This window comes from Chitinophaga pinensis DSM 2588, assembly GCF_000024005.1.
Taxonomy (GTDB): Bacteria; Bacteroidota; Bacteroidia; order Chitinophagales; family Chitinophagaceae; genus Chitinophaga; species Chitinophaga pinensis.
In genome coordinates, this window is sequence record NC_013132.1 from 928,702 (window position 1) to 954,897 (window position 26,196).

General features: G+C 44.4%; 23 protein-coding genes and 1 tRNA gene. 8 read left to right on the plus strand and 16 right to left on the minus strand.

All coding sequences use genetic code 11. The annotated features are described in order from the left end of the window. Window positions 1–11: 11 nt before the first annotated feature. Window positions 12–857 (plus strand): sulfurtransferase, encoded by an 846-nt coding sequence (locus CPIN_RS03755; RefSeq protein WP_012788438.1) that lies wholly within the window; start codon window positions 12–14, stop codon window positions 855–857. Window positions 858–930: 73 nt separating this feature from the next. Here the strand turns inward: CPIN_RS03755 and CPIN_RS03760 are convergent, their stop codons facing one another. The 12 genes from CPIN_RS03760 to recQ all read right to left on the minus strand — a co-directional run bounded on the left by CPIN_RS03760 (window position 931) and on the right by recQ (window position 13,045). Next, a complete protein-coding gene (locus tag CPIN_RS03760; protein WP_012788439.1) occupies window positions 931–2,052 on the minus strand; it encodes a TFIIB-type zinc ribbon-containing protein in 1,122 nt (373 codons plus the stop codon). A 6-nt stretch (window positions 2,053–2,058) separates the two neighbouring features. Then, a complete protein-coding gene (locus tag CPIN_RS03765) occupies window positions 2,059–3,165 on the minus strand; it encodes an SPFH domain-containing protein (protein ID WP_012788440.1) in 1,107 nt (368 codons plus the stop codon). An 80-nt stretch (window positions 3,166–3,245) separates the two neighbouring features. Beyond that, complete coding sequence (locus tag CPIN_RS03770; RefSeq protein WP_012788441.1) at window positions 3,246–3,671, minus strand: hypothetical protein; 426 nt, start codon at window positions 3,669–3,671, stop codon at window positions 3,246–3,248. A gap of 78 nt (window positions 3,672–3,749) precedes the next feature. Continuing rightward, a complete protein-coding gene (locus CPIN_RS03775; protein WP_012788442.1) occupies window positions 3,750–5,531 on the minus strand; it encodes a DUF885 domain-containing protein in 1,782 nt (593 codons plus the stop codon). A 101-nt stretch (window positions 5,532–5,632) separates the two neighbouring features. Continuing rightward, window positions 5,633–6,433, minus strand: coding sequence for a helix-turn-helix domain-containing protein (locus CPIN_RS03780; protein ID WP_012788443.1), 801 nt, complete (start codon window positions 6,431–6,433; stop codon window positions 5,633–5,635). Window positions 6,434–6,567: 134 nt separating this feature from the next. After that, window positions 6,568–7,323 carry a DUF8757 domain-containing protein gene (locus CPIN_RS03785; RefSeq protein WP_012788444.1) on the minus strand — a complete coding sequence of 252 codons (756 nt, stop codon included), beginning with the start codon at window positions 7,321–7,323 and terminating at the stop codon, window positions 6,568–6,570. Between the two features lie 96 nt (window positions 7,324–7,419). Then, window positions 7,420–8,292 (minus strand): IS3 family transposase, encoded by an 873-nt coding sequence (locus CPIN_RS03790; protein WP_148230502.1) that lies wholly within the window; start codon window positions 8,290–8,292, stop codon window positions 7,420–7,422. Beyond that, window positions 8,277–8,594 (minus strand): transposase, encoded by a 318-nt coding sequence (locus CPIN_RS03795; RefSeq protein WP_012788446.1) that lies wholly within the window; start codon window positions 8,592–8,594, stop codon window positions 8,277–8,279. Before CPIN_RS03795 ends, CPIN_RS03790 begins: the two co-directional genes overlap by 16 nt. Before the next feature lie 104 nt (window positions 8,595–8,698). Beyond that, window positions 8,699–9,583 carry a DUF488 domain-containing protein gene (locus tag CPIN_RS03800; RefSeq protein ID WP_012788447.1) on the minus strand — a complete coding sequence of 295 codons (885 nt, stop codon included), beginning with the start codon at window positions 9,581–9,583 and terminating at the stop codon, window positions 8,699–8,701. Window positions 9,584–9,907: 324 nt separating this feature from the next. Then, window positions 9,908–9,980, minus strand: a tRNA-Phe gene (locus CPIN_RS03805). A 72-nt stretch (window positions 9,981–10,052) separates the two neighbouring features. After that, the gene (locus CPIN_RS03810) at window positions 10,053–10,823 is read right to left on the minus strand and encodes a DUF3050 domain-containing protein (protein WP_012788448.1); all 771 of its coding nucleotides are present in this window, start codon (window positions 10,821–10,823) and stop codon (window positions 10,053–10,055) included. Window positions 10,824–10,843: 20 nt separating this feature from the next. After that, entirely contained in the window at window positions 10,844–13,045 is a 2,202-nt protein-coding gene (gene recQ, locus CPIN_RS03815; RefSeq protein ID WP_012788449.1) for a DNA helicase RecQ, read from the minus strand. 302 nt (window positions 13,046–13,347) lie between these two features. Between recQ and CPIN_RS03820 the strand changes: the two genes are divergently transcribed. From CPIN_RS03820 to CPIN_RS03830, 3 genes are all read left to right on the plus strand, one after another. Further along, entirely contained in the window at window positions 13,348–14,322 is a 975-nt protein-coding gene (locus CPIN_RS03820) for a KpsF/GutQ family sugar-phosphate isomerase (protein ID WP_012788450.1), read from the plus strand. Between the two features lies 1 nt (window position 14,323). Next, window positions 14,324–15,415, plus strand: a complete 1,092-nt coding sequence (locus CPIN_RS03825) for a mannose-1-phosphate guanylyltransferase (RefSeq protein ID WP_012788451.1) — start codon at window positions 14,324–14,326, stop codon at window positions 15,413–15,415. A gap of 84 nt (window positions 15,416–15,499) precedes the next feature. Beyond that, window positions 15,500–16,633 carry a methionine aminotransferase gene (locus tag CPIN_RS03830; RefSeq protein WP_044217809.1) on the plus strand — a complete coding sequence of 378 codons (1,134 nt, stop codon included), beginning with the start codon at window positions 15,500–15,502 and terminating at the stop codon, window positions 16,631–16,633. A 225-nt stretch (window positions 16,634–16,858) separates the two neighbouring features. On the opposite strand, the gene CPIN_RS03835 is transcribed toward CPIN_RS03830, so the two are convergent. The 3 genes from CPIN_RS03835 to CPIN_RS03845 all read right to left on the minus strand — a co-directional run bounded on the left by CPIN_RS03835 (window position 16,859) and on the right by CPIN_RS03845 (window position 19,744). Continuing rightward, on the minus strand, window positions 16,859–17,539 hold the full coding sequence (locus CPIN_RS03835; RefSeq protein ID WP_012788453.1) for a carbonic anhydrase family protein: 681 nt from the start codon (window positions 17,537–17,539) through the stop codon (window positions 16,859–16,861). 51 nt (window positions 17,540–17,590) lie between these two features. Further along, entirely contained in the window at window positions 17,591–19,237 is a 1,647-nt protein-coding gene (locus CPIN_RS03840) for a SulP family inorganic anion transporter (protein ID WP_012788454.1), read from the minus strand. Between the two features lie 216 nt (window positions 19,238–19,453). Continuing rightward, complete coding sequence (locus CPIN_RS03845; RefSeq protein ID WP_012788455.1) at window positions 19,454–19,744, minus strand: hypothetical protein; 291 nt, start codon at window positions 19,742–19,744, stop codon at window positions 19,454–19,456. A 368-nt stretch (window positions 19,745–20,112) separates the two neighbouring features. Between CPIN_RS03845 and CPIN_RS03850 the strand changes: the two genes are divergently transcribed. From CPIN_RS03850 to CPIN_RS03865, 4 genes are all read left to right on the plus strand, one after another. Continuing rightward, the gene (locus CPIN_RS03850; protein ID WP_012788456.1) at window positions 20,113–20,439 is read left to right on the plus strand and encodes a PadR family transcriptional regulator; all 327 of its coding nucleotides are present in this window, start codon (window positions 20,113–20,115) and stop codon (window positions 20,437–20,439) included. A 47-nt stretch (window positions 20,440–20,486) separates the two neighbouring features. Then, window positions 20,487–22,292: a PspC domain-containing protein gene (locus CPIN_RS36305; protein ID WP_012788457.1), complete on the plus strand. Its 1,806-nt coding sequence runs from the start codon at window positions 20,487–20,489 to the stop codon at window positions 22,290–22,292. A 182-nt stretch (window positions 22,293–22,474) separates the two neighbouring features. Beyond that, entirely contained in the window at window positions 22,475–24,610 is a 2,136-nt protein-coding gene (gene feoB, locus CPIN_RS03860; RefSeq protein WP_012788458.1) for a ferrous iron transport protein B, read from the plus strand. A gap of 58 nt (window positions 24,611–24,668) precedes the next feature. Next, a complete protein-coding gene (locus CPIN_RS03865) occupies window positions 24,669–25,574 on the plus strand; it encodes a M28 family peptidase (protein WP_012788459.1) in 906 nt (301 codons plus the stop codon). On the opposite strand, the gene CPIN_RS03870 is transcribed toward CPIN_RS03865, so the two are convergent. Then, a complete protein-coding gene (locus tag CPIN_RS03870) occupies window positions 25,514–26,188 on the minus strand; it encodes a hypothetical protein (RefSeq protein ID WP_012788460.1) in 675 nt (224 codons plus the stop codon). The two genes, CPIN_RS03865 and CPIN_RS03870, sit on opposite strands and share 61 nt — an antisense overlap. Window positions 26,189–26,196: the final 8 nt, after the last annotated feature.

Here is a 26,196-nt window from a genome sequence, read left to right on the forward strand (position 1 = left end):
AGGGACACAGTATGAGCTATACTAACTTTGTAAAACCTGCAGAGGCGCATGCGCTCCTGAATAAGCCTGATGTAGTTTTCATTGATTGCAGCTTTGCATTGAATGATAAAGAATGGGGTCGTAAAGAATATGAAAAAGCACATATACCTGGTGCACTGTATGCTGACCTGGACAAAGATCTTTCCGGACCAATCATCGCTGGTAAGACCGGCCGGCATCCTTTACCGGAAAAGCAAGCACTGGAAGCTACCATAGCCTCATGGGGTATCACGTCTGATACACAGGTCATTGCATATGATGCAGGCGCTGGCTTTATGGCGGCTGCAAGATTGTGGTGGCTGCTGAGATGGGCGGGTCACGAACAGGCAGCTGTGCTGGACGGCGGTAAAAAAGTATGGGCCGAAAACGGATATACTTTGGATGCAGGGGTGGTAACACCTGTGGCCAAAGCATTTACTGCCCGCTATGACGATACCTTACTGGCAGATGCAGCCGCTGTGCTGAAAGCGACAGCGGAACATGGCAGTTGTGTGATTGATTCAAGAACAGCTGACAGATATGCCGGTCAGAATGAGACCATTGACCCGGTTGCCGGACATATCCCTGAAGCGATTTCCAGACCGTTTAACGCCAATATTACACCTGAAGGACTGGTAGCAGGACAGGATGTGGTAAGGGGCTATTTTGCGGCTGATTTTGCGAAAGATGATGTGATTTTCTACTGTGGATCAGGCGTAACTGCAGCATTCAATGTATTATTGGCGAATTATGCCGGTTATGCGATGCCGAAGTTATACGCAGGCTCCTGGAGTGAGTGGATCACAGATGATAGCAGACCAGTGGCAGTCGGAGCATAATATAAGCATACATGCAATAAAAAGGCGTCAACAGTGATCAGCTGTTGACGCCTTTCGTTTTAATATAAAAGACTTATTGTTTGCTCAGATAGATAATGAATATCACAACAGCAATGATCGCCATTACCAACAGTGCAATCTTGGTACCGCTGTATGGCCTTTCACCTACAACCTCACCGGTAGATGCATTCACCGTAAAATGATAGAGCTTGTTATTGTACTTATATGCACTGATCCATACCGGCAGGAGCAGGTACTTTAAAGCGATATTACGATAGGTATCATAATACTCTTCAATGCGCTGTTCATCTCCGCCGATATCACGACGAATAGTCTGCTCAATAATGCCACGCATGATCAGTTTCGCCTGCTCCAGTCCGTCTTCAGGCGTGACCTGGTAAAGCTCGGAACGGAAACCGCTGACATACTGCTCATTATAGTGAACGAGCGCCTGCATGTGCCAGGGCTCTAAACGTTCCGCCACTTTACGGGGGAGCGAGGTGCTGGCAATCACAAAAATATCGTTGAACTCATTAAACACAGTACCGCTGACACTATGCCATCTTGTATGGCGTACCTGTCTGGAACGTCTTTCTTCTCTGCCGTTAACAGTCTCCGTGTAATACTCCGTTTCGTAGTAATAATCACCTCGACGGCCGTCATACTCCGTCCTTGCATCCGCATCATAAGTCCAGTGAGGGAGGTACATCCCTTTCAGCTGACTGGCATGTCCTGAAACCAGCTGAGGCAGATCAGAAGGTGCAAACCAGAGCTTTTTCATCCAGGTCTGGAAGTTGGCAGCGGCCTTTTGCTGTGTAATGGCAAAAGGGAGGATATAATGTGGCCGGACGATCTGTTTGCTTTCAGCATCGCTGATGACCAGCGGACTGGCACAGAAGGTACAGTTCTCTGAGTTGATTTCCGCCAGCAGGGTAGTAGAGGCGCCACAGTTTTTGCAGGACACTACTTTTGCCGTGCGTTGCGCACTCAGACTGTTTGTACTATGAATAAATGAATCATAATCTACCGATACGACAGGACCGGTATTTTCCTGTACGATCTCGTTAGTAGCGCCGCAATAAGTACATTTCAGCTGATGGGTACCTGGCGCGAAATGCAGGGTAGCTCCACAGCTGTTACACTGTAACGACGAATTCAAAGCGGCGGATTGCTCCGCCTGGGAATATGGATCCATGAACGATTATGGAATAGGTAAAGGAGGAGGTGTATTGTTAAATAAACCGGCCAGTTCAGGCATGGTGTTGGCCACAGCCCAGTTGGCCATGCCTTTTTTCCACATATGACTCTGCTGGTTGATAGTACCGGCAGCAACCAGTTGTGTCAGCTGGTCCATCGTGTATGGGCCTGCCTGCTGACCGTTGATCGCGGCATAGTATTGCACCGCCGCAGGTAATGGCGGTGGCGCTTCATTGCTGCCCTGTACGGTATTCGGCTGGAACACATTGCCCATCTGACTACCCATTGCCATACCTAAACCTGCTCCCATACCAGCGCCAGCCAGACCACCATTAGGGTTCTGTGCTGCCTGCTCCATGGCATTGGCTGCCTGGAATTGTGCATAAGCACCCAGGTTACCAACGATGCCCATGCTGGTACGTTTGTCCAGAGCGGCTTCCACTTCAGGAGGAAGGGAGATATTTTCGATCAGGAACTTTGTCAGTTCCAGACCCATTGCATTGAATTCAGGTTGTATTTTATTGGTAATCAGTGCGGATACCTCATCATAATTGGCTGCCAGATCCAGTACAGGAATCTTCGCCTGTGCAATGGCATCCATACCACGGGTAATGGCAAGATTACGCAGCTGCTCATTCACACCTTCTACTGTGAATTCAGGATTCGTAGCGGCGATCTCTTTGATGAACAGTCCTGCATCCTGTACACGGAATGCGAAGCTGCCGAACGCACGAAGACGTACCGGACCAAACTCTGCATCACGCAGCATAACAGGATTGCGGGTTCCCCATTTCTGATTGATGAACTGACGGGTGCTTACGAAGTAAACGTCTGCCTTGAATGGACTGTTAAATCCATATACCCAGCCTTTCAGCGTGGTGAGAATAGGCATGTTCTGCGTCGAGAGGGTGTACATGCCGGGTTTGAAAATGTCGGCGACAACGCCTTCATTCAGAAATACTGCCAGCTGTGATTCACGCACAGTCAGCTTTGCATTCATCTTTATTTCATTCTGATAGCGGGGAAACTTCCATACTATGATTTCATTAGAGGTATCGACCCAATCGATGATGTCGATAAATTCGTTGCGGAGTTTGTCAAATAGTCCCATATAAGACGGATTTACGGTAGTATGAAAATAGAATAAAGGTGTAATATATTGTATAGGAGACGGTAAAAAATATCACAGTACTATAATTTTTTCATGGACCAGGTGCCATGAAATAGATATTGCCTGATGCTTCCGTCAGGAAATACCTCCGTATGTGACACAAATTCCCATTCGCCTTCGAAAATTTCATCTTTGTAATAACCGGTGTAGATCACTTCATGTGAAGGGAGCTCCGGCATTTCAAAAAAGGTATTGTATTTGTCCTGTGCGATGGCATGAGCATACGTTTTTACAAAGTTAATGAAGCCACCTCTTACGAAACCTTCAATAACGGCAGGAGTACTCATGGGCACTTTACGCTTGTCATCCCGGCAGGTGCCTTTCAGGGCGCCGTCAGTAACTTCCATGGTGATGTCAAAGCTGGTGGTGTCTCCTATCATTTCTTTGGGGTACCCATCTCCAAGGGTGTATTGTCCTTCCCATTTTCCGGAATAAAGATCGCTCATAGGCTAAAAAGGGGTTTAATACAATTAAAAAAGCAGTCACTAATGTAACTGCTTTTTCTATAAATCGGATAAAAATGATCATTGTTTTGAAGCCCATTCCTGCAGATAGTGCTCCAGTACATTCAGGGGCATATCTCCCTGTTGAAGCAGGGCATCATTGAACCTGACCAGATTAAATCGGCTACCTAGTTTTTTCCTGCATTCTTCACGTAAGCGAATGATTTCCAGTTCTCCCGTTTTATAGGTAAGCGCCTGTCCAGGCCATGCCATATACCGTTCTACAGAAGTAACAGCATCTTCTTCGCTGATAGATTCATGTGTTAACATGTAAGTGATTGCTTCCTCTCTTGTCATTTTGCCGGTATGGATACCCACGTCTGTTACCAGTCTTATTGCACGGTGAATTTCATTATTCAATGCACCGATCTGCTGGTCAATGGTAGTATAACATCCCAGTTGTTTGCCAAATGCTTCGCAGTACAATGCCCATCCTTCGGTAAATGCACTGAAGCTGATGGATCTTCTGAAGGTAGGCAGTGTTTTGTTTTCCTGCTGTAAGGAGATCTGGTAATGATGACCCGGAATGGCCTCATGGAGGAAAGTGGCTTCCATACCGAGGAATGTTACATTGATTTTCTTCGGATCAGGAACCGGTACATAAAATACACCCGGACGATCACCATCCATCGCGCCGATCGAATAAGAAGGTCCATTCTGTGATGCTTCCCGGAAAGCTTCCACCCGTCTGATTTCAAACGTTGCTTTTGGCACAACGCTCAGCATGGTATGAAGCTGTGGTTTTACTTTATCATAGATATCCCGGTAAGCCTGTAAAACTTCGTCTGCTGTTTTAAATGGCATAAACTGTGGCGCTGTTCTGACAAAGACAAAGAACTCTTGTAAAGTGCCTTTAAACCCGATCTGTTTTTTCAGTTCTTCCATAGCGGCATTGATCCTGGCCACTTCTTTTATACCGGTTTCATACAGCTGTTCCGGCGTCAGATCTGTCGTTGTGAAATAGCGTACATAGTAATTGTACAGTGCTCTTCCACCTGGAATACCAGACAATCCTGCGCTGTCAGTTGCATGTGGAAGATATTCCTGCTGCAGGTAGTCTGCAAGTCGCTGATATGCGGGTAATAATTCGGCGTTTATACTTTGCAGAAAGGACTGTTTTAATCGCTCACGAGTTGCGCCGGTAATGGTAGTGGGCATGTTATTAAGTGGTTGAAAGAAGACGCTTTTGGCGGAGTCTTTTTCCGCCAGTGATACCAGCTGCGGGATCATCTTTATGACCAATGCTTTGGGTAATACCATACCTATTGCTACACCTTTTCTCATGTTACTGATAGCGGTATCGGTCCAGCTGGAAAAAGCGGTGATACGTTGCTGCCAGTTTTCATAATCTTTGATGCCTGCAAATGGTTGTGCTGATTCGCCTGAGCCCAGTTGACCGATTAACAATGGGATAGAAGAAAACTGATTCATGGGAAGATATTCCGTATGATGTTTCAATCGCGCCAGGTCCATATGCAGGATCTCCTGTAGTACATCAAATGAAATACGGTCTGCTGTATTCAGTGATTGTCTTGAGAAAGCAGTTAATAACTGCAGATATTTTTTATCAAACTGTTCTTTTTCCGCTAGATAAACAACCGCGCCGTCATTGACCAGTTGGTTATCATACTGATGCGCACCGGTGAATGTGGCACTGATCGGATCAAGTTGTAATGATGCCTGGTAATAGTTTTCGAATAAGCGGTGTAATTGGATATTCCTTTGCTGACTATGCGCTGTATGTGCATACAGTGTGCAATATAAAATGAGGAAGCTGGCGGTTTTGAGCAGAAGCTGTTTCATTGTGCATACGCAGACAGTTTATGTACACTGTCTGTTTGTTGAAGCAAAATTAGCCGCTTGTTTTGCCGTAAAATTGTATTGCGTTAGCGTAGGAGAGAGGCTTAGATCTTTCTATATGATTTAGGCAACATACCGGTGATCTGTTGAAATGTTTTTGTAAAATGTGCCTGGTCGGTGAATCCGCTCATGTAAGCAATTTCTGTCAGCGAATATTTTTGTGAACGGATCAGTGATAAAGCACGGTCTACTTTAATCTTCCTGAAATATTCTCCCAAAGTACAGGAGAAGTATTTTGTAAAATACTTGGATAAGGTAACCGGGTGAATATTCACTTGTGCTGCCAGTTCTTTTAATGATAAAGGCTCATTCCAGACGTCATTCATGACATTGATTATCTGTCTGGTCCATTCAGGATAATGCTTCTCTATAACCGGATTAGCGTCCATTAAACTGATGCTCAGTTGTTCTATGGAAAGAATGCTGCAATCGTCATTATAATAATGTTCTTTCAGAATGCGGAGCAGGCCTCCGGTATTGAGCACCGTATTGCTTTCATACATCAGGGATTCAGGTGGAATCTTGATGTTATAGGTGGAAAAGAAGCTGTCGGCGATCTCTAAATTGAATATCCTGGTGCCGGGACGATAATGTACATTCTGATGTACGATACCAGGGTAGTAGTATAAACCTGCGCCTGCAATCTGCTGGTCGGCTTTTCTTCCTCTTATTTCCTGGCTACCGCCGGAGAGAATATGAGAAAAGTGTGGATTCACGTGATAATGCCAGTCGGAGGTAAAGTTTTCAGGAAAGACCGTCTCGCTGGTCGTGATATGACCTATGGTATATTCCTTCACTTTTGAGCCGACATAGCAGCCTCTGGAAAATGCGACAGGATTATTCATGGCCATCAGGTTTAGATGGAATAAAGCTAAGGATAATGGTGTAAAAACAAAAGAGTATATCTATATCTCATATACTTAGAAAACTCAGCATCTGAGTTACCAGATATAGGAGACCAGATAACCCATTTGAAAGCTTAAAATAACGATGTTTGGATATTATTCTTGGGAGAGGCCTTTTGGGGAACTTCTTTCTTTGGGTAAAAGACACCAATAATCACGAATGGGTTTGTAGCACGACGCATATGCCATTGCTTAGTTGTACCCATAAAAAGATAAAGGTCTTTCTCCTTAAACTCATCCTCATATTTTGCCTTTACTTTTTGAAGTGCTTCTTCTTCATTCCCATTGGTTGATCTCAGACAATTCCAATATAACGCACCAATTTCCCAATCCTCAATCATTAATTTTCGTTCTTTTCCAGTTTCATCAGTAAAAGCGTAGCTGAATTTATAAGGAAGCTTAGGAATTAGTATTTCAGGATCTTTGTCAGGAAGGAACAAATCGCCCTGCTTGCGCAGCTCTTTCCATTCATTTTTCCATTCTCTTTCGGTTTCTTCCCAGTGAAGTTTAACAATATTTGCAGGTTTGAATACAGCGAGAGATACATTTTTAGGGTCTCTGGAATCTGCAATAAGTGTATCCATATTTGTATAGACGTTTCGGAGACAAATCTCTTTACGGGCCTGCCAATTATTTTTAGTGTCCAGACGTTCGCCGATTATTTTCAGATCGTGGAAATCATAATTTACAGGAGAATGGCTCTCTGGTCTGAAATCGTCAGTTCTTTTTTGAAGAGCCAGTTCTATCCAGGTATATTTAACACTTTTAACTCGTCCACTTCCTTTAAGATCGCCTAAAAAGCTAAGTGGAACAGGATAGATTCTAATCATTTCCCCAGTTTCAAGCATACCTGCAGTACAGACCAATTCATCGTGGCTTCTTGACGGAAGGGGATATGGATTTGCAACAAAAAAATAGACACCAGGTTAAGCCGCTTGTTTGATTAAAGAATTTCCAAATTGTTCAGGTGTCATATATCCCAGTCGGGAGTGTATTCTCCTTCGATTATACCAGATTTCTATGAACTCAAATATTTCTCTTCTGGCAACCTCAAAGGAATCGTAAATGATGTTAATCCCTGTTTCTGACTTGAGAATTTTGAAAAAGTTTTCACATACACTATTATCCCAGCAATTTCCTTTACGGCTCATGCTTTGCCTTATTTGACCTGATTTGAGCAATATCCGAAATTCATGACTGGCATATTGTACGCCTCTGTCTGAATGGATGATCATATGCTCTTTTACAGACCTGTTCCTGATAGCCATTTTCCACGCTGCTACTACTGTTTCTGCTGCTGTCATGCCTTTACTCATCGCCCATCCCAGTATCTTCCTGTCAAACAGATCCATAATGACAGTGAGATAGAGCCACCCGGATTTTGTACGGATATATGTAATGTCTGAGACCCATTTTTCTGATGGTGACGTTGCAGTGAATTCTCTGTTTAATATGTTAGAAGATACCTCTTTGTCATGATTAGAATCCGTAGTACAGACTTTAAACTTACCTACAATTACACTACGGAGCCCTTTTGACCTCATGATCCGGGCTACTCTCCGTTGTGATACATGTATTCCATCTGATTTGAGTACTCTGGTTACTTTAGGACTTCCATACCGGCCTTTGCCAGAACGGTATATTGCTTCAATTCTATCGCTTAGAGCGTGATTCTCAATCGCCTGTTTTGAAGGTTTTCTAATTAACCAGGCATAATAGCCACTGCGGCTTACTTTAAACACTTTACACATCTTCCCGACATCAAATTTGCCACTATGATTCTTTATGAACCTGAATATTTGTTGCCTTCCTTGGAGAAGATGGTTACCGCCTTTTTTAGGATTTGATTTTCCATTTCCGCCTCCTTGAGTGCTTTCTTCAAAGCCTGGATCTCCTTTTGCTCCGGTGTCAGATCCTGCTTCCCATTGCCAGGAAAACTGCGTGCGCCACTCTCATTATGCTCTCTGGTCCAACGACGAACCATATCGACTCCTATACCAAGGTCTTTAGCAACATCTGAAGCCGCTTTGCCCTTCAGATAAAGTTCTACTGCCATCTGCTTGAAGGCCTTATCGTAGCTACGTCTTTGTTGTTTACTCATTACTTCAAAGTTAAGAAAACGAGCTTAACTCTGTGTCCTCACAAATGTAGCAGTTCCAATACGTGGTGACTGTTATAAGGACTTTTTTTCGGGACATATAAGCGCTATATGTGTTTTACTTCGTACTCGAAGCCCGGTAGCGTTTTTATTGCATTTGCTAAATGGCTTCTGTGACATTGGCAATAATTTGCCTCAAAGCAAGTTAAAGCAATTCGCTTATATTTCCGTAAAATATTTAAAATATCTAATTGAATATCAATCGTTTTTGGAATATCATTCTCGCAATAATCCGCAAATAATCTATCATAGTCAGCTTGAGTATTCAATGCCTGTCTTTTATCTGATACAATCCCAACTTCGGGAAAATGCATATAGATAATATCGAGACTTTCACAATAGCGTTTAAGTAGACTCTTGCTAAATCCAAATTTCATACTTAGAGGATTATTGCGGACATCTATTAAGACTTTGACATCATTTCTCAGCAGTCGATTTAAATAATCTTCTAAACTTCCTCCCTCATAACCAATTGTATATAGAATCGTTTGATTAGAGGATGCCTTATGTTTTTCTACTTTATCCAACTCTTCTTTTGATAAAATAGAGGGAGCTTTTATACTATTGATGGCCCAATACGGGAAATTTCTATATGTATGTTTCATCAGCGCAGTACTGTCCATCTCTCCATAAAGCGTCTTTATACTTTTGAGCTTAGAAAGGTCATGAGGCTTCAGGAGCTTTAAATAGCTAACGTTATCAGTTTTTTTAAAACTCGTGGCTGTTTCGGCTAATAACCCCTTTGTTACCATTGTTGTCATATCAGCATTTGCAGAGTATGAATAGCAACCATATTTATACGGGATAAAATCATAGTCAGCCTTCTCTTGTTTCTGACAAAACAAGAACAAAAGCTTTTGCAGGCGTATTTTTTCAAGTTCGTCTTCGAAAAGCTCTAATAAAGCAAGAATGATTTTACGTCTATAAAACATAATATAAAGATAGAACAACCATTTAAGTAAACAGTAATATTGCTCTTGAAGTTACAACCATGTTGTTTATGTGTTTATCGATGGAGTTAGCATCTTATAGAGATCGTTTTAGAATGCGCGGGTTAAACTCAACCGTAGTCTTATCACTCAATTTCTGTAGCGCTTCTTCTGCTTGGTATTTTAGACAGGCGTATAGTTAAGAAGTAGAGGTAATTTATTACTTAGTAATAAAAATATGAGAAACTCAGAATCAATGTTCGAGGAAAACAGATTGTGTTAAAACAAAAAAGGTTCGACGTTATAACATCAAACCTTTTTTCTTCGTGGTGTGAGGCGGGATCGAACCGCCGACACAAGGATTTTCAGTCCTTTGCTCTACCGACTGAGCTACCGCACCAACTCTTTTTTGTTGTCCTTCTCTCGTGAAGGGATTGCAAAGATAAGCAAATTAAAAATTAACTTCCAAATTTTATTCAACAAAACTTTTGATTTCCTCCAGGATCCCATTCCACAGAGCGTTTCGCTGTTCTAAAGCAGCTCTTGAAGCCTGTGCTGCTTCCTCCCATTTCTGCGGATCATTGCCACAAAGTTCCTGTACCATCTCCATGCCGAGGTGACTATGATGATCACCATCCACTTCAATATGTCTTTCAAGATAATATTTAAACAGACTGATTTGTCCGGGGAATTGTTTGTCCAGATCGTTCACGAGTGCCAGGAACATATCAGGGATCAGATCTTCACGACCGAAAGTGAAAACAGCTGCCTGTACATGTACAGGTTCGTTTGCAATCAGGTCGAAAGTGTGTTTTACAAAGCCACGTACTGCTGGCGGCAGACCGTTAATCACAGCCGTAAGAGATTTACCTCTTTCCAGCTGTTGCAGGCATTCTTTGATACCGGAAGTATCAGCGCCTACCTGTTCCATGGCCTGAAGATATAATTCAAAATGACTGAGGCGGGTACCATCAGGCGCTACATCGCTTTCTTCACCAGTGACGATTTCATTGATCAGAAAACGGGTCGCCGCACTGCCTTTCGGTATCCAGGGAATATCTGTGCAGGTAAGATTTCTCTGCAGCGATTTCAGGAGGGACATAAAATCCCATACTGCAAATACATGATACTGCATAAATGCACGGATATCGTCCATGCGCTGCATCTCCGGATATAAAGGATGTTGTATGATGCGCTCTCTTACAGGAGCAATAGTGCTCTTAATGTGTGGTATGCCAGTCATTACGTGTTAAATATTGTCCGTTAGTTACCATATACCACCAGGAACTTGATACGCATCAGTTTCAGCTGTTCAATGGTATAATCGCTTTCAATCAGTTCTTCTCTTGCAAGGGCCAGGCTGGATGTTTCACAGCCTTTGAAGTATTCCATGATCTCGTCCTGTGCGTAATCGTCCAGTTCTTCATCCAGACAGTAATCCAGATTCAGTTTGGTACCGCTTGCGACAATGGTTTCCATTTCATCCAACAATTGCGGAATCGTGAGTTCCTTGTTGCGGGCAATGGTTTCCAGCGGCATCTTTTTATCGATGTTCTGGATGATAAATACTTTCAGACCGCTCTTGTTGACAACGCTCTTCATGACGAAATCGTCAGGTTTCACGATATCATTTTCTTCCACATATTTAGCGATCACGTCTACGAATTGTTTTCCGTAGCGGATAGCCTTTCCTTTACTCACACCCTGGATCTTTTCGAGCTCCTGGACAGTAGTAGGATATTGTGTAGCCATGTCTTCCAGGGATGTTTCCAGGAAGATCACGAAAGGAGGGAGGTTCTTTTCTTTTGCAACTTTCTTACGCAGGTCTTTCAGCATTTCAAACAGCGCGGTATCAGCAGATGCCTGTGATTCCGCAGCTACTTCATCTTCATCGCCGCCGTCTTCTTCAAACTGGTGGTTGAGCGACACCATGATAGAATAAGGTTCCTGCAGGAAAGCGTGTCCTTTATCCGTGATTTTCAGCAGGCCGTACTCTTCGATATCTTTTTCGATGAGATCTTCCAGCATCATCTGACGGATGAGGGAGTTCCAGAAATGGGCATCATGTTCTTTACCTTCTCCGAATACTTCCAGCTGGTTGTGCTGATAGGTAGTTATCTGAGGGTTGACCTTTCCGGTAATGATATTTACGACGTATTCGGTACCAAAGCGTTCTTCCAGTGATTTGATCGCTTTGAGTACGATGACTACGCGGTTTTTAACTTCAATTTTCTCTTTCGGATTGCGACAGTTATCACAGGCATTATTACACTGTGACTCTTCGTATTTCTCTCCGAAGTAGTGCAGGATCACTTTTCTGCGGCAGGCAGAGCTTTCTGCATATGCCACCGTTTCATTGATCAGCTGAGCCCCCATTTCTCTCTCACTCAATGGTTTATCACGCATGAGGTGCTCCAGCTTCTGTACATCTTTATAAGAGTAGAAGCAGACACAGATCCCTTCGAGTCCGTCACGACCGGCGCGACCTGTCTCCTGGTAATAGTTTTCCAGGCTCTTCGGAATGTTGTAGTGTATAACAAAGCGTACGTCCGGTTTATCGATACCCATACCAAAGGCGATAGTCGCAACGATCACGTCCACATCTTCGTGCAGGAACATATCCTGACGTTGCGCACGGGTACCAGCGTCCAGTCCGGCGTGGTAGGCGACAGCCTTGATATTGTTAGCAACCAGCATATCTGCCAGTTCTTCAGTGGTTTTACGATTAAGCGTATAAATGATACCGCTCTTTCCCTTATGCTGGTGAATAAACTTGACAATTTCGCGGATGGTCTGGTCTTTCTTACGCTTAGGACGGATCTCATAATAGAGGTTTGACCTGTTAAAGGAAGAAAGGAATACCTGCGGATCACGCAGTTCCAGGTTTTTTACAATGTCGCTCTGTACTTTCGGCGTTGCAGTAGCGGTCAGGGCAATAATAGGCAGACTGTCATTGATCTGTTCTATCATTTCCTTGAGACGGCGATATTCCGGACGGAAATCATGTCCCCATTCGGAAATACAGTGTGCTTCATCGACAGCTATAAAGGAGATCTCTAATTCACGGAAGAAATCCAGATTTTCCTGCTTGGTCAGCGTTTCCGGTGCTACATAGAGCATTTTGGTCTTGCCGGACAGCAGGTCTGTTCTTACTTTTTTTATCTGTGCCTTAGACAGGGTAGAATTTAAGAAATGCGCCACATTGTCTTTACTGCTATATGAACGTACCAGGTCTACCTGGTTTTTCATTAAAGCAATAAGTGGTGAAACTATCAGTGCGCAACCCGAGCTCATCAGAGCCGGTAATTGATAACATAAAGATTTGCCTCCGCCGGTCGGCATTATTACAAAAGTATCTTTACCGGCAAGAATGCTCTTGATGATGATTTCCTGGTTCCCTTTAAAGGAATCAAACCCAAAGTGTTCCCGTAATGCATCTATCAAACTTACCTTTACAACAGCCATTGCATTCAAAATTTAAAACAAATAAACTCTAAAGAAAGTAACAAATTATGGATATTGTTTATGTGTTTTTTAGGGGACACGAAGTTAATTAAAAATGCGCTGACCGGCAATTAATTTATGTGTTATAGGGAGTTATGACTCGTCAGAATCCCCGCTCAGCTTGCCTTTCCAACTGTCCCTACCCGGAAGCCATCACAGAATGCCCGTTTTTCCCCAAAGAGCAGTGTAAGCACGCATTATTATAAATTTACAGAATATCATGGGCTTAATCTGCTGAATCCTAGTTAACTTTGTGGCTGCCCATGAAAAATAGAACGGTTATTAATATTGCTGAAGTGGCGAAAAGGACGCTGTCCCTCGAGGCAACAGCGATCTCCGACCTGAAGCAATACATCAATGGTGATTTTGAAAAGGCGGTAGAGTGGATCGCGGAATGTGCCGGACGACTGGTAATTTCCGGGATAGGGAAAAGCGCTATCATCGGTCAGAAAATTGTTGCCACGCTGAATTCCACGGGAACCCCCGCTATTTTTATGCACGCAGCAGATGCTATCCACGGAGATTTGGGTATGATCCAGCATGACGATATCATATTGTGTATTTCTAAGAGCGGTAATTCTCCTGAAATAAAAGTACTGGTTCCGCTTGTGAAGAACTTTGGCAACAGATTGATTGCCATGGTCGGCAATACGGAGTCTTTTCTGGCACGTGAAGCCCATCTTATCCTGAATACTTCAGTAGACCAGGAAGCCTGTCCAAATAATCTGGCGCCTACGACCAGCACGACTGCCCAATTGGCAATGGGGGATGCTTTGGCCGTATGTTTGATAGAATGGCATGGATTTTCTGCTGCTGATTTTGCAAAAGTTCATCCGGGAGGTACACTGGGTAAAAAGCTGTATCTCAAGGTCGGAGACCTGAGTCGCCTCCACCAGGCGCCACAGGTGACAAAACAAAGTGCACTGAAAGAAGTGATCGTAGCCATCTCTTCCGGTATGCTGGGCGTTACCGCTGTACTGGACGCAGAAGGCTCACTGAGTGGAATCATCACTGACGGAGACCTTCGCCGTATGCTTGAAAAAGGCATTCCGGGCGAAAGTGTCACAGCAGAAGTTATCATGTCAACGCATCCGAAGACGATCCAGGAAGACGAACTTGCGGTCAATGCACTCGAAATGATGCGTCAACATGACATAACACAACTATTGGTTTTGAAAGATAAACGCTATATAGGTATCATTCATTTACATGATTTAATCAGGGAAGGAATTATATAAGATGACATCTGTGAACAGGCATTTTTATGTGGCCATTATGGCCGGGGGAATAGGTAGCCGTTTCTGGCCCTATAGCCGCACTGATTACCCCAAACAATTCCTGGATATCCTAAACACCGGGAAAACGTTACTGCAATGGACCTATGAACGGTTCGCCCAGTTTATTCCAGAGGAAAACATTTTTGTCGTTACACATCATCATTATGTAAGCAAGGTAAAGGAACAACTGCCGGACCTGCTGACTGATAATATCGTCAGTGAGCCCTCCCGTAAGAACACCGCTCCCTGCATTGCCTATATTTCTCATAAGATCAATAAACAGGACCCCAAGGCAAACATTATCTGTGCGCCCGCCGATCACCTGATTATGGACGCTATCGCGTTTGCCAGCACCTGTCTGAACGCACTCATGTTCGTACAGAAACACAGCGCGCTGGTAACCCTGGGTATAAAACCTACCCGTCCTGACACCGGATATGGATATATCCAGTTTGAAACACAACAGGTGTCTGATAACGTATACCCGGTTAAAACATTCACAGAGAAACCAAACCTGGAATTGGCCAGAACCTTCCTGCAAAGCGGGGACTTCCTCTGGAACGCAGGTATCTTTGTGTGGAACGTGAAAACGATCCTGACCGCCTTCAGTAAATATCTTCCGGAAATAGATGAGCTCTTCGTACAGAATGATGCCTTACTGAATACCCCGGACGAAAAGAAAGCGATCGAGAGCATCTATCCGCAGTGTACTAATATCTCCATCGATTATGCGATCATGGAGAAAGCAGATAACGTATATGTCATTCCCTCCAATTTCGGATGGAGCGATCTGGGTACCTGGGCGTCTGCCTATGAAAACCTGGACAGAGACGATTCCGGTAATGCAGTACAAGGCAAAAACATCATGCTGGTAGATGCTAAAAACTGTATGATCAAAGCACCACAGGAAAAACTGCTGGTAATACAGGGACTGGACGAGTTTATCGTCGTAGACACATCCGACGTACTGCTGATCTGCAAAAAAGAGAACGAACAGCAGATCAAAGAGTACGTTGCTGAAGTAAAAAGAAATAAAGGCGATAAGTTCCTTTAAGAATAAAAGCACCGATCAGATGATCAATTACGGATTACATGTTTTAATTTCAGACATCTATTCGTAATTGATCATTTGTATTTTATGTCAAAACTACCCAACGTAGGCACCACTATATTCTCAGTGATGTCCGCCCTGGCGGCGCAGCATAAAGCCATTAACCTCTCCCAGGGATTTCCCGATTTTGATTGTGATGAACAGCTGAAAAGAATGGTCAGCGAAGCGATGCAGGAAGGGCATAACCAATATGCACCCATGCCTGGTATTATGCCTTTGCGTGAAGTGATTGCTAAAAAAATACAAAATCTGTATGGCCAGCAGGTAAATCCGGATACGGAAATCACCATCACACCTGGTGGTACATATGCCATCTTTACAGCGATCGCCACCTGTATCAGCCCCGGTGATGAAGTTATTATCTTCGAACCGGCATATGACAGTTATATTCCGAATGTACTGGTCAATGGCGGTGTACCCGTACTGATTCCGCTTTCTTATCCTGATTATACAATAGACTGGTCGCTGGTACGCAGTAAGATTACACCGCGTACTAAAATGATCATGATCAATACGCCGCATAATCCCACCGCCAGTATTATGACGGCCGCTGATATCGCGCAACTACAGGAAATAGTAAAGGAGCATAACTTACTCGTATTATCCGATGAAGTATATGAGCACCTGGTTTTCGATGGTGCACAACATCTCAGCATACTCCGTTATCCGGAGTTATTGAAAAACAGTTTTGTCACCTTTTCTTTTGGTAAGGTGTTTCACAACACCGGTTGGAAAATGGGCTATTGCGTAGCGCCGGCTCACCTGATGGCAGAATACCGTAAAGTGCATCAGTATCTCTGTTTTTCGGTGAATACCCCGATGCAGTATGGCCTGTCCCGCTATTTACAGACGCCGGAACATTATCTGAGTCTGCCGGTATTTTATCAGCAGAAGAGAGATTATTTCCTGGAACTGACAAAAGATACCCGTTTCACGCCGCTGTCTTCAAAAGGCAGTTATTTTCAGCTAATGCGTTACGATCGTATTTCAGATGAAGGGGATAAGGAGTTTGCCACCCGTATTACCAAAGAATTTGGGGTCGCCTGCATTCCTGTTTCAGCTTTTTACGAAAACGGAAAAGATGATCATGTGGTAAGGTTCTGTTTCGCGAAAAAAACGGAAACACTGGAACAGGCAGCGGAAAGACTCCGAAAAATCTGATGTACCGGGTCTCTCTTTCGGTTTATACTTTACTAGATAATGCTTATCCTACGTTCATCCTACGTTCATGAACGTAAGATGAACGTAGGATAAGCATTATCTAAGCACTATCAGACCGATAACAAGGAAACAGAAAGTAATAAAAACAGATAAGCCGCTCCTGGAGAAGAGCGGCTTTTCCTTTGTATATGACTACAAGCATGGCTTGTCAAAAGTTGTACATCCTTAGACTGTTGCAGCCTCAGGAGTAGTATTGAACTTCTCACTACCGATTACCAGGGTTTCTTCCTGGAATGTCACCACACCTGTTTCTACATCATACATAGCGCCGATAATACCAACCTCGCCATTCAGGATCATTTCACGCAGAATATGACTCTGCTCCAGGATCGCCTGTACGGAACGCTCAGTATGAAGATGTGTCACTGCATCTACGAATGCAGGGTTAGAAGAAGTTCTGTTTTCTGTGATGGTTTTCTCTGCGAAAACTGCCGGCGTGATTTTATTCAGCAAACCGGTCAGGTTACCCATCTGTACCATATCGCATGCACCTTTGATCGCACCACATTTGGAGTGACCCAGTACAACGATGAATTTAGATCCTGCTACTTTACAGGCATATTCCAGGCTACCCAGTACGTTGTCAGAGATCACAGCACCCGCCAGACGGATACTGAAGATGTCGCCCAGACCCTGATCAAAGATCAGTTCTGCAGAAGTACGGGAGTCCATACAGCTCACAATCGCCGCCATTGGCCACTGACCGTCACGGGTGTCATTTACCTGCTCCAGCAGGTTACGGTGCAGTCTCAGGTTATCTACGAAACGCTCATTACCATGTCTTAATAATTCATAAGCCTGTGCCGGAGTGATATTGGATTGTGCTGCCTTATTTAATGTTTTCATTTTTTGCAAGTTTTTTACTGGTTTTAAATTTAATGCACAGAGCTGCAGTGATTAGTTCAGCTGAAGCTCCTTCAACAATTGTTCATGGTTACCGGTGATGGTATGTACATGGCCACTGGCTATTTTCTCCTGCTGCTCGGGGGAAATATTTTCAGTGTTAGCCAGTTTATACTGTTCCTTGAAACCAGTGATAATTACTGTGATGTTTTTTTGCACAGCTTTTACCTCTTTGAACTCTCGTATAGTTTCTAATACGTCAAAATCTATGTATGTGGTTTTACTTCCGTCAATAACCACAGTAGAATTTTCCGGCATATGGTCGAGCGTCAGCAAAATACTGGCTTTATTCAGGAAGGAAACTTCCTGTGCAAGTTCCAGAATAATGCTTTCGCCGGCTTTATATTTCTCCTTACGGAAAAAGTAAGAACTACGGATGTTACCACGGAGAATGGCAATTACGCTGACAGCCATACCCAGGGAAATACCGATCAGCAGATCGGTAAATACGATCGCAACAACTGTTACAACGAATGGAATCCATTGATACTTACCGTTTTTGAACATTTCCTTGAAAATGGAAATCTTACACAGTTTGTATCCGGTTACCAGCAGTACAGCGGCGAGGGTGGCCAGTGGTATTTTGTTCAGCAGGGTAGGAATGAAGGCTGCACAAACTAACAGCAAAGCCCCGTGCGAGATAGCAGACAGTTTGGTACGGGCGCCTGAGTTGATATTTGCAGAGGAACGTACGATTACGGATGTAACCGGCAGACCGCCCAGCATACCACTGATGATGTTACCGATACCTTGTGCCTGTAATTCACGGTTAGGGGGAGAATGACGTTTCAGGGGATCCAGCTTGTCTGTCGCTTCCAGGTTCAGGAGGGTTTCAATAGACGCTACTATTGCGATAGTGGCGCCAACGATCCAAACCTCTTTATTGGTAATAGCACTGAAGTCAGGAAGTGTGAACTGACCAATGAATGAATTAAAATCGCTTGCAACGGGCAGATTTACCAGGTGAGACGGTGCAACAGCCAGTACACTACCGGTGGCAATGAAAAGTGTGTTGAGTCCGACACCTGTCAGTACAGCCACCAGGGGAGCCGGTACCACGTTCACTTTAGGGATCTTGCTCCAGTAAAGGATGATCAGTACAGATACGATGGTAATCAGGGTAGCACCCAGGTGAATGTGATTCAGGGTAGAGAGTAAAGCAGTGATACTGTTGTCTCCATCTACCTGTATAAAAGCGAAGTCGCCTTCCGAATCAGCATCATAACCAAAGGCATGTGGCAGCTGTTTCAGTATAATAATAATACCAATTGCTGTCAGCATACCCTTGATAACGTTGGATGGGAAATAGTTAGCAACGATACCCGCCTTTAAAAGGCCGAGCGCCAATTGTATAACACCACCGATCACAACGGCTAACAGGAAAACTTCAAATACGCCAAATTTTGTAATTGCTGTCAATACTACAGCGGTAAGGCCTGCAGCGGGACCACTTACACTTAGTTGAGATCCGCTCAGGGAACCAATTACCAACCCACCTACGATGCCGGCGATCATACCAGAAAACAAGGGTGCGCCAGATGCCAGGGCTATACCCAGACACAGCGGAACCGCAATCAGAAATACAACAAGGCCGGCAGAAAGGTCACCTTTAACATTGGAAAATATGGATTGCCTGCTCATAGTCAGAAGGATTTAAAAGAAACGCGAATAACGTTATAACAGGGGATAGGAATGCCCTTATTAACTGGCATAGCTACTCCGGTTAAGTGAAAAAAATGGATAATAGTAAGTATGCGCGTATGCGCCAAATATGGAGGAAATGAAATAAGAACAGTATAAAGCCGGCAAAGCCCCTGCAGGGCAGCATGGCTGTACTGATTCAATAGTTTAAATCTGTTAGCAGTTGGGTGGAGGACAGTGTATTTCGCGGGTAGGACCCTGTGGGATTTCCGCAAAGAAGTTATAGTGCAGACTTTTTACCAGTAATGAAGGCTCAAACTGGATTGTAGAACTGTTGTTGAGGAATTTGAGATCCTTGGCAATTTTAACGAGGTCGCCATGGCAACCATCTTCCACAGGATGCTCTTCGACGATCTGATTATTGAACAATATCTTCCCCACCTCCTTAATCGGAAGGAGCTGCGTGCACATCAGTGCCAGGAGGAATATGCCAATAATTCTTTTCATCTGTACAGTACAAAAATAAGTTAGTGTTAACCTACTTTGTAAAGATAGACGATAAAAAAATGTTAAATCCCTTTTATTTATGAGTGGCTTTGCAGGGAAACCCTTATACCTGCCGGCAAGACTTTCATCCCTTATTTAAGACCGTTCGTCACAATAGCAAAAAAATTTTCTAACCCGCTATGTTTTTTCAAATAATTGAATAACAATTACTTATTGGCAAATTCCGGTAATATCCTAAACAAGTTATTTTGTTTTCTATGGTATTGTGTATTGCATAGTAGTATAAAATGCCTATCTTTACATTGTAATTATCAGAAACCACCATTTACCATGTTTAAGTATCGTTTTATTCATAAAGCTCACTTGCCATGAATATAGATAACACACAATCACAGATGAGAAAGGGGGTGCTTGAGTTCTGCATCCTGTCGATCATCAAGCAAGGAGAAGCTTATCCTTCAGACATTATCGAAAAAATGAAAGAAGCAAAGCTGGACATCCTGGAGGGCACCCTTTACCCACTGCTTACCCGACTTAAAAACGCAGAATTACTGACTTACCGATGGGTTGAAAGTAATTCAGGTCCTCCAAGGAAATATTTTTCCATGACCGACAAGGGAGAACTCTTCTACAAGGAACTGGAAACGACCTGGAACGAGCTGGCCAATGCAGTAACACAGCTCACAAGTCAATAACATTAACACTACCATCCGATAACCAAAACCTAAAATAGAGCATCGAAATGAAAAAGATCATTAACATAAACCTGGCCGGCCGCCTTATCGCTATCGAGGATAGTGCATATGAGATATTGCGGCAGTACCTGGAAAGCTTATCGCGCTATTTCGCTCGCGAAGAGGGTGGGGATGAGATTGTGAGTGATATTGAGAGCCGCATTGCAGAGCTTTTCCTAAATAAATTAAAAACAACACACTGTATCACGGACGAAGACGTACAGGCCGTAAAAGCCTCTATGGGTACGCCGGAACAGTTTGATCAGGTGGAAGAAGGTAGCGGCAAGCAACAGCAGCCAGCCAACGACCCTGCATATGAATCAATCCGCCCGCGTAAAAGGCTGTACCGTGATCCGGACGCAAAAGTACTGGGTGGTGTATGTGGTGGCCTTGGTGCTTACCTGAACGTAGACCCGGTAGTATTCCGTATCATCTTTGCCCTGCTGGCAATTGGTGGTTTCGGTTCCGGTATCCTGGTATATTTCATCCTGTGGATTGTAACCCCTGAGGCAAACACTGCCGCTGAAAAATTGCAGATGAGAGGAGAAAAGGTAGACGTTAATAATATACGTGCTACCGTGCAGGACGAGATCAACGCTGCCAAAAGCCATTTCAAGAACTTTGGGAACGATGTTAAAAATTTTTCCCAGGGCCGCGGAAGGCAAGTTGGTAGCGACATCGAAAGAGCTTTTCGCAGCATCTTCGAAGCGTTGGGAAAAGTACTCCTGTTACTGACCAAGGGATTCTTCTATTTTCTTGCGGTTGTGATCCTTATCTCGCTGATCAGCGTAGGAATTGGCATCACCGCATCTTCCGCGGCCCTTTACCCTCTGAAAAACCTGATCCTGGCAGGTACTGTTCAAAATCTGTTACTCTGGTGCTCCATCCTGTTCCTGGTAGGTATCCCTATCGTGGCGCTGATCATGTTCTTCGTCCGCAAGGCGACCGGGATCAAGGAAGCTAACCGTTATGTCGGATATACACTGAGCCTGTTATGGTTTGCCGGTCTGATCTGTGCAGTTGCACTGGTCGCCTCTGTGATCAGAGACTTCAGGACCGGTCCTGGCAGAATTTTAAAAGAAAATTACGCCCTCGTGCAACCTTCCAATGGAAAGTTAGTCATTAAACAGGCGGAGGATTATACCAACATCGACGATATCGACTTTTTCGGAGATGCACTGCGTGTGACAGAAGACACCGTTATCATCAATTCTGCCAGGATCAGACTGGAAAAAAGTGATAGCGACAGTTTCGAGGTGTATATAGAACGCTATTCCCGCGGACGTACCGTTGCCCAGGCCAGAGCCCTCGCAAAACAAATTCAGTATCAGCTGGAACAGAAAGATTCAATTCTCTATGTACCATCAGGTATCTCAATTCCGGCGAATTCTAAATTCAGAGGACAGCATATCAGGGTGATCGTGAAAGTACCTGCCAACAAGAAGGTACAGATGGACAGAAACCTGGAATACTCTCACGGATGGGATTTCAATGACGATTGGGACGATTTTGGCCGTAACCGCGACAGAGGTCACGTTGAAATCAAAATGAATGAAGACGGATCTTCTGTAGATATGGACCATAACAATGACTCCAATCGTGAGGATAATGACGATGACGATCAAAACGGGGACAACAGAGAGAATAAGGCTGATTCCCTGGAAAGAAACTACCGCTATAAAGGCGGAAAACAGGAAAATAAGACGCCTGTAGACAATAGTGGCTCCGGCAGCACACCCGCTGCAAAGACAAGCGAAGCAGCCCTGGATGTAGTGAGCACTATCGGATACAGTTTATATAAACTCGTTAAGTGATGAGAAACGTGTGTTAAAGATTAAACTTTGTCATCACAATAAGTTCAATAGTTACAGAAACACTGACCACGGTTTTTACCGTGGTTTTTTTTTAACGGATCTTTTTCCCGATCCGATTCCCCGCCTCCTGTATTTAATCATAACTTTGCGTTTTAAACCGTTTATCAGGATAAGGCTAAGGAATGCAGGCAACAAAAAAAGCTACGATCAATATCGCGTTGGTAGGGAATCCGAATAGTGGGAAAAGTTCGCTCTTTAATGCGCTGACAGGTCTGAACCAGAAAGTCAGCAACTTTCCAGGGGTAACTGTTGATAAAAAAACAGGGGCCGCTACTATCTCGTCCTCCCTCCAGGCCAATATTATCGATCTGCCAGGAACCTACAGCCTGTATCCTAAAAGCGCTGACGAGTTTGTTACCTACGATGTACTCGTTCATCCTGCCGCTGATGAACAACCGGACATGATCCTGATCATAGCCGATGCCTCCAACCTGAAACGTAACCTGCTCTTCTGCTCCCAGATCATGGACCTGAAAATTCCGGTGATCATCGGTCTTACCATGATGGACATTGCCCGCAAAAAAGGCGTCGAAATAGACGAAGCCGGTCTCGAAAGAGAACTGGGGGTGCCTATTGTGAGCATCAACCCCCGTAAAAACAAAGGGGTAACGGAGCTGAAAAAGATGATAGACCTCGTCGCTAAGGAGAAACAATCCGTAGCACCGAGAGATTTCATTGATAGTCAGGCTTTAGCACCGGAGGTAATCCAGGAGATCAGGAAATATGTACAGGTAAAAAGCGATTATGCCGCTATGCATATCGCCGTGAACCATCATGAACTGGCATTTCTGAACGGCGGACAAAAACTCGCCATCACCAATATCCTGCAAACGCACCAGTTCAATAAGACCAAGGTGCAGGCAGAAGAGATCATGCAGCGCTATGCCAGGATCAAACACATCATGAAGAATACCGTGGTGGAAGCCGATCCTTTGCAGAAACAGTTACAAACCGAGAAACTCGATAACATATTACTCCACCGCTTCTGGGGATACATGATCCTGTTGGGTATCATGTTCTTTATGTTCCAGAGTATTTTCTGGCTGGCATCCTTTCCGATGGACTGGATTGAGGCTGGTTTTGGCTGGTTAAGTGGCTGGCTTACAGGGGCTTTACCTGCCAATCAGCTGACAGACATCCTGGTGAACGGGGTGATTGCCGGTCTGGGAGGTATCGCCGTATTCGTGCCGCAGATCATGATCCTCTTCGCCTTTATCACCGTGCTGGAAGATACAGGGTATATGGCCAGGATCAGTTTCCTGACGGACAGACTGATGCGACAGGTAGGACTGAACGGTAAATCTGTGATGCCCCTGATCAGCGGGGTTGCCTGTGCCGTGCCGGCAATCATGGCGACCAGGAATATTGAAAACAGGAAAGAGCGCCTGATCACGATTCTCATTACCCCTTTAATGAGCTGTTCCGCGCGTTTGCCTATTTATACGGTGATGATTGCCCTGGTGGTTCCGGACAGACCTGTATTTGGCTTCCTGAGTCTGCAGGGACTGGTGATGATGGGATTGTATCTGCTGGGTTTTGTGATGGCACTGTTCATCGCTGCAATACTGAAGTTATTCATCAAGATAAAAGAAAAGAGCTATTTCATCATGGAACTGCCGGTATACCGTGCGCCCCGTTGGGCAAACGTAGGTACCACCATGGTGCAGAAAGCAAAAATCTTCATTACAGATGCCGGTAAGGTGATCATGGTGATCTCTATCGTACTCTGGTTCCTGGCATCTTTCGGTCCTAAAGACAGGATGGAAAAGGTGACTGCGCATTATGAACAACTGAAAACAGCACATCCGGAACAAAGCGAAGCACTGGATATGGAAATGCAATCTGAAAAGCTGGGTAATTCCTATGCAGGCGTACTGGGACATGCGATTGAACCAGTGATTCGTCCGCTGGGTTATGACTGGAAAATTGGTATTGCATTAATTACTTCCTTTGCCGCACGTGAGGTATTTGTGGGTACAATGGCTACGCTGTATAGTGTAGGAGAATCCCCGGAAGATAACGATGCAACCCTGAGAGAGAAAATGACCAACGCCACCTGGAAGGACGGACGTCCGGTATATACACTTGCAAGCGGTATTTCCCTGATGTTGTTCTACGCCTTTGCCATGCAGTGTATGAGTACACTGGCGATTGTAAAGAGAGAAACCAAATCATGGAAAATGCCAGCCATACAATTTGTGTACATGACAGCGCTGGCATATATCTCTGCATTGATTGCTTTCCAGCTGCTGAATTAATCGTACTGATAAGCGCTGCGCACTGAAATAACTTATATTGCGGTATAACAGATAAGGTATGAAAATATTCATCCAGAGTTTGCTGCTCTTCATCACTGTTGCCACACAGGCACAAACCCCGATAGATCCTACGCAGCTTGTCAATGATATCAGGACGCTTTCATCTGATAAATATGAAGGCAGAATGGCGGGTACCAGAGGTAGCCGGCAGGCACAGTTTTACCTGATTTCCCGTTTCCGCGAGATCGGTCTCCAATCTTTTCATAATACATTCGAATACCCTTTTTACTTCCCGCAAGGCGATAAGCAGATTATGGGTACCAACCTGTTTGGATACATCAAAGGCACCTCAGATGCTGCCATTGTGGTAACAGCCCATTATGACCATCTTGGTATCAAACGGGATGCACAAGGGAAGGATAGTATTTTCAATGGTGCAGATGATAATGCCTCCGGTGTTGGCGGACTGCTGGCATTGATGGCTTATTATAAAAAGCACCAGCCCCGTCATACCATCATCTTTGCTGCACTGGATGGAGAAGAAGAGGGATTACAGGGAGCGAAGGCATTTGTGAAACAGCCACCAGTTCCGGTTTCGCAGATCGTATTGAATATCAATATGGATATGATCGGCCGGAATGACAAACAGGAGCTGTACGTCTGCGGACTGGCCCAGTTTCCTGAACTGAAACCTTATGTAGACGCCGGTGTGGCAGCAGGTAACGTGATCAAATTATTGTCAGGGCATGACAGGAAAGAAGAAGGTGCCGGCAACTGGCTGAATCAGAGCGACCATTATGAATTTTATAAACTAAAGATCCCATTCCTTTATTTCGGTGTGGAAGATCACCCCGATTACCATCAGTTATCAGATGAATTTTCTGGTATCCAACCCGCTTTTTATTACCAGGCGGTATTGAAAGTACTGAGTGTACTGGAATCGGCAGATAAAGGATTGCAATAACGGGTCAGGGCACCATCCAGTGTGAGGGTGGCCAGGGCTTCTCCCACCAGGCTTTTCCATCTCTTTTGTGCCACAGGGTCTTGTCCGTGATTGGTTTCCCGGTCATAGGCTTCCTGTAACTTATTCATTTCCCGGAAAGACTCAATGTATTGATACTGAATGATGCTGTCGAAATCTTCGGCCGTCAGTTCCATGGATTTTATGCGCTGCTGGAAACGGAGAGCTACCAGCCAGGTAATATCGAAATGCAATTGCTCATGTGATAATGAGTAATTGTCACGCGCGATAGATTTTACCCAGGAAGAACTTTTGATAAAAAAGACCTGGAGGGTCAGGTTGATCTGTAAGGTGTCTTTCTTATGGAGGCTGCTGCCTTCGTATGCGAAACTGGTATATGAAACAGCTGCACTGGGACCGCGCAGGGGAGGAGTAGCTTTGAAATCAGACCATTGCAGTTTACGGTGTGGCTGATAAAACAGGCTGTCTGAATCAGGATTTTCCGGTCTGCGGTCAGGCGTAAAGACGATCTTAATGACCGTAACAGGTTTTGTTTCCTTTGGCTGAGCGGCAGGAAACAGCAAAGTACACCATATGAGTTGCAGGAATAAAAACATAGCACCCG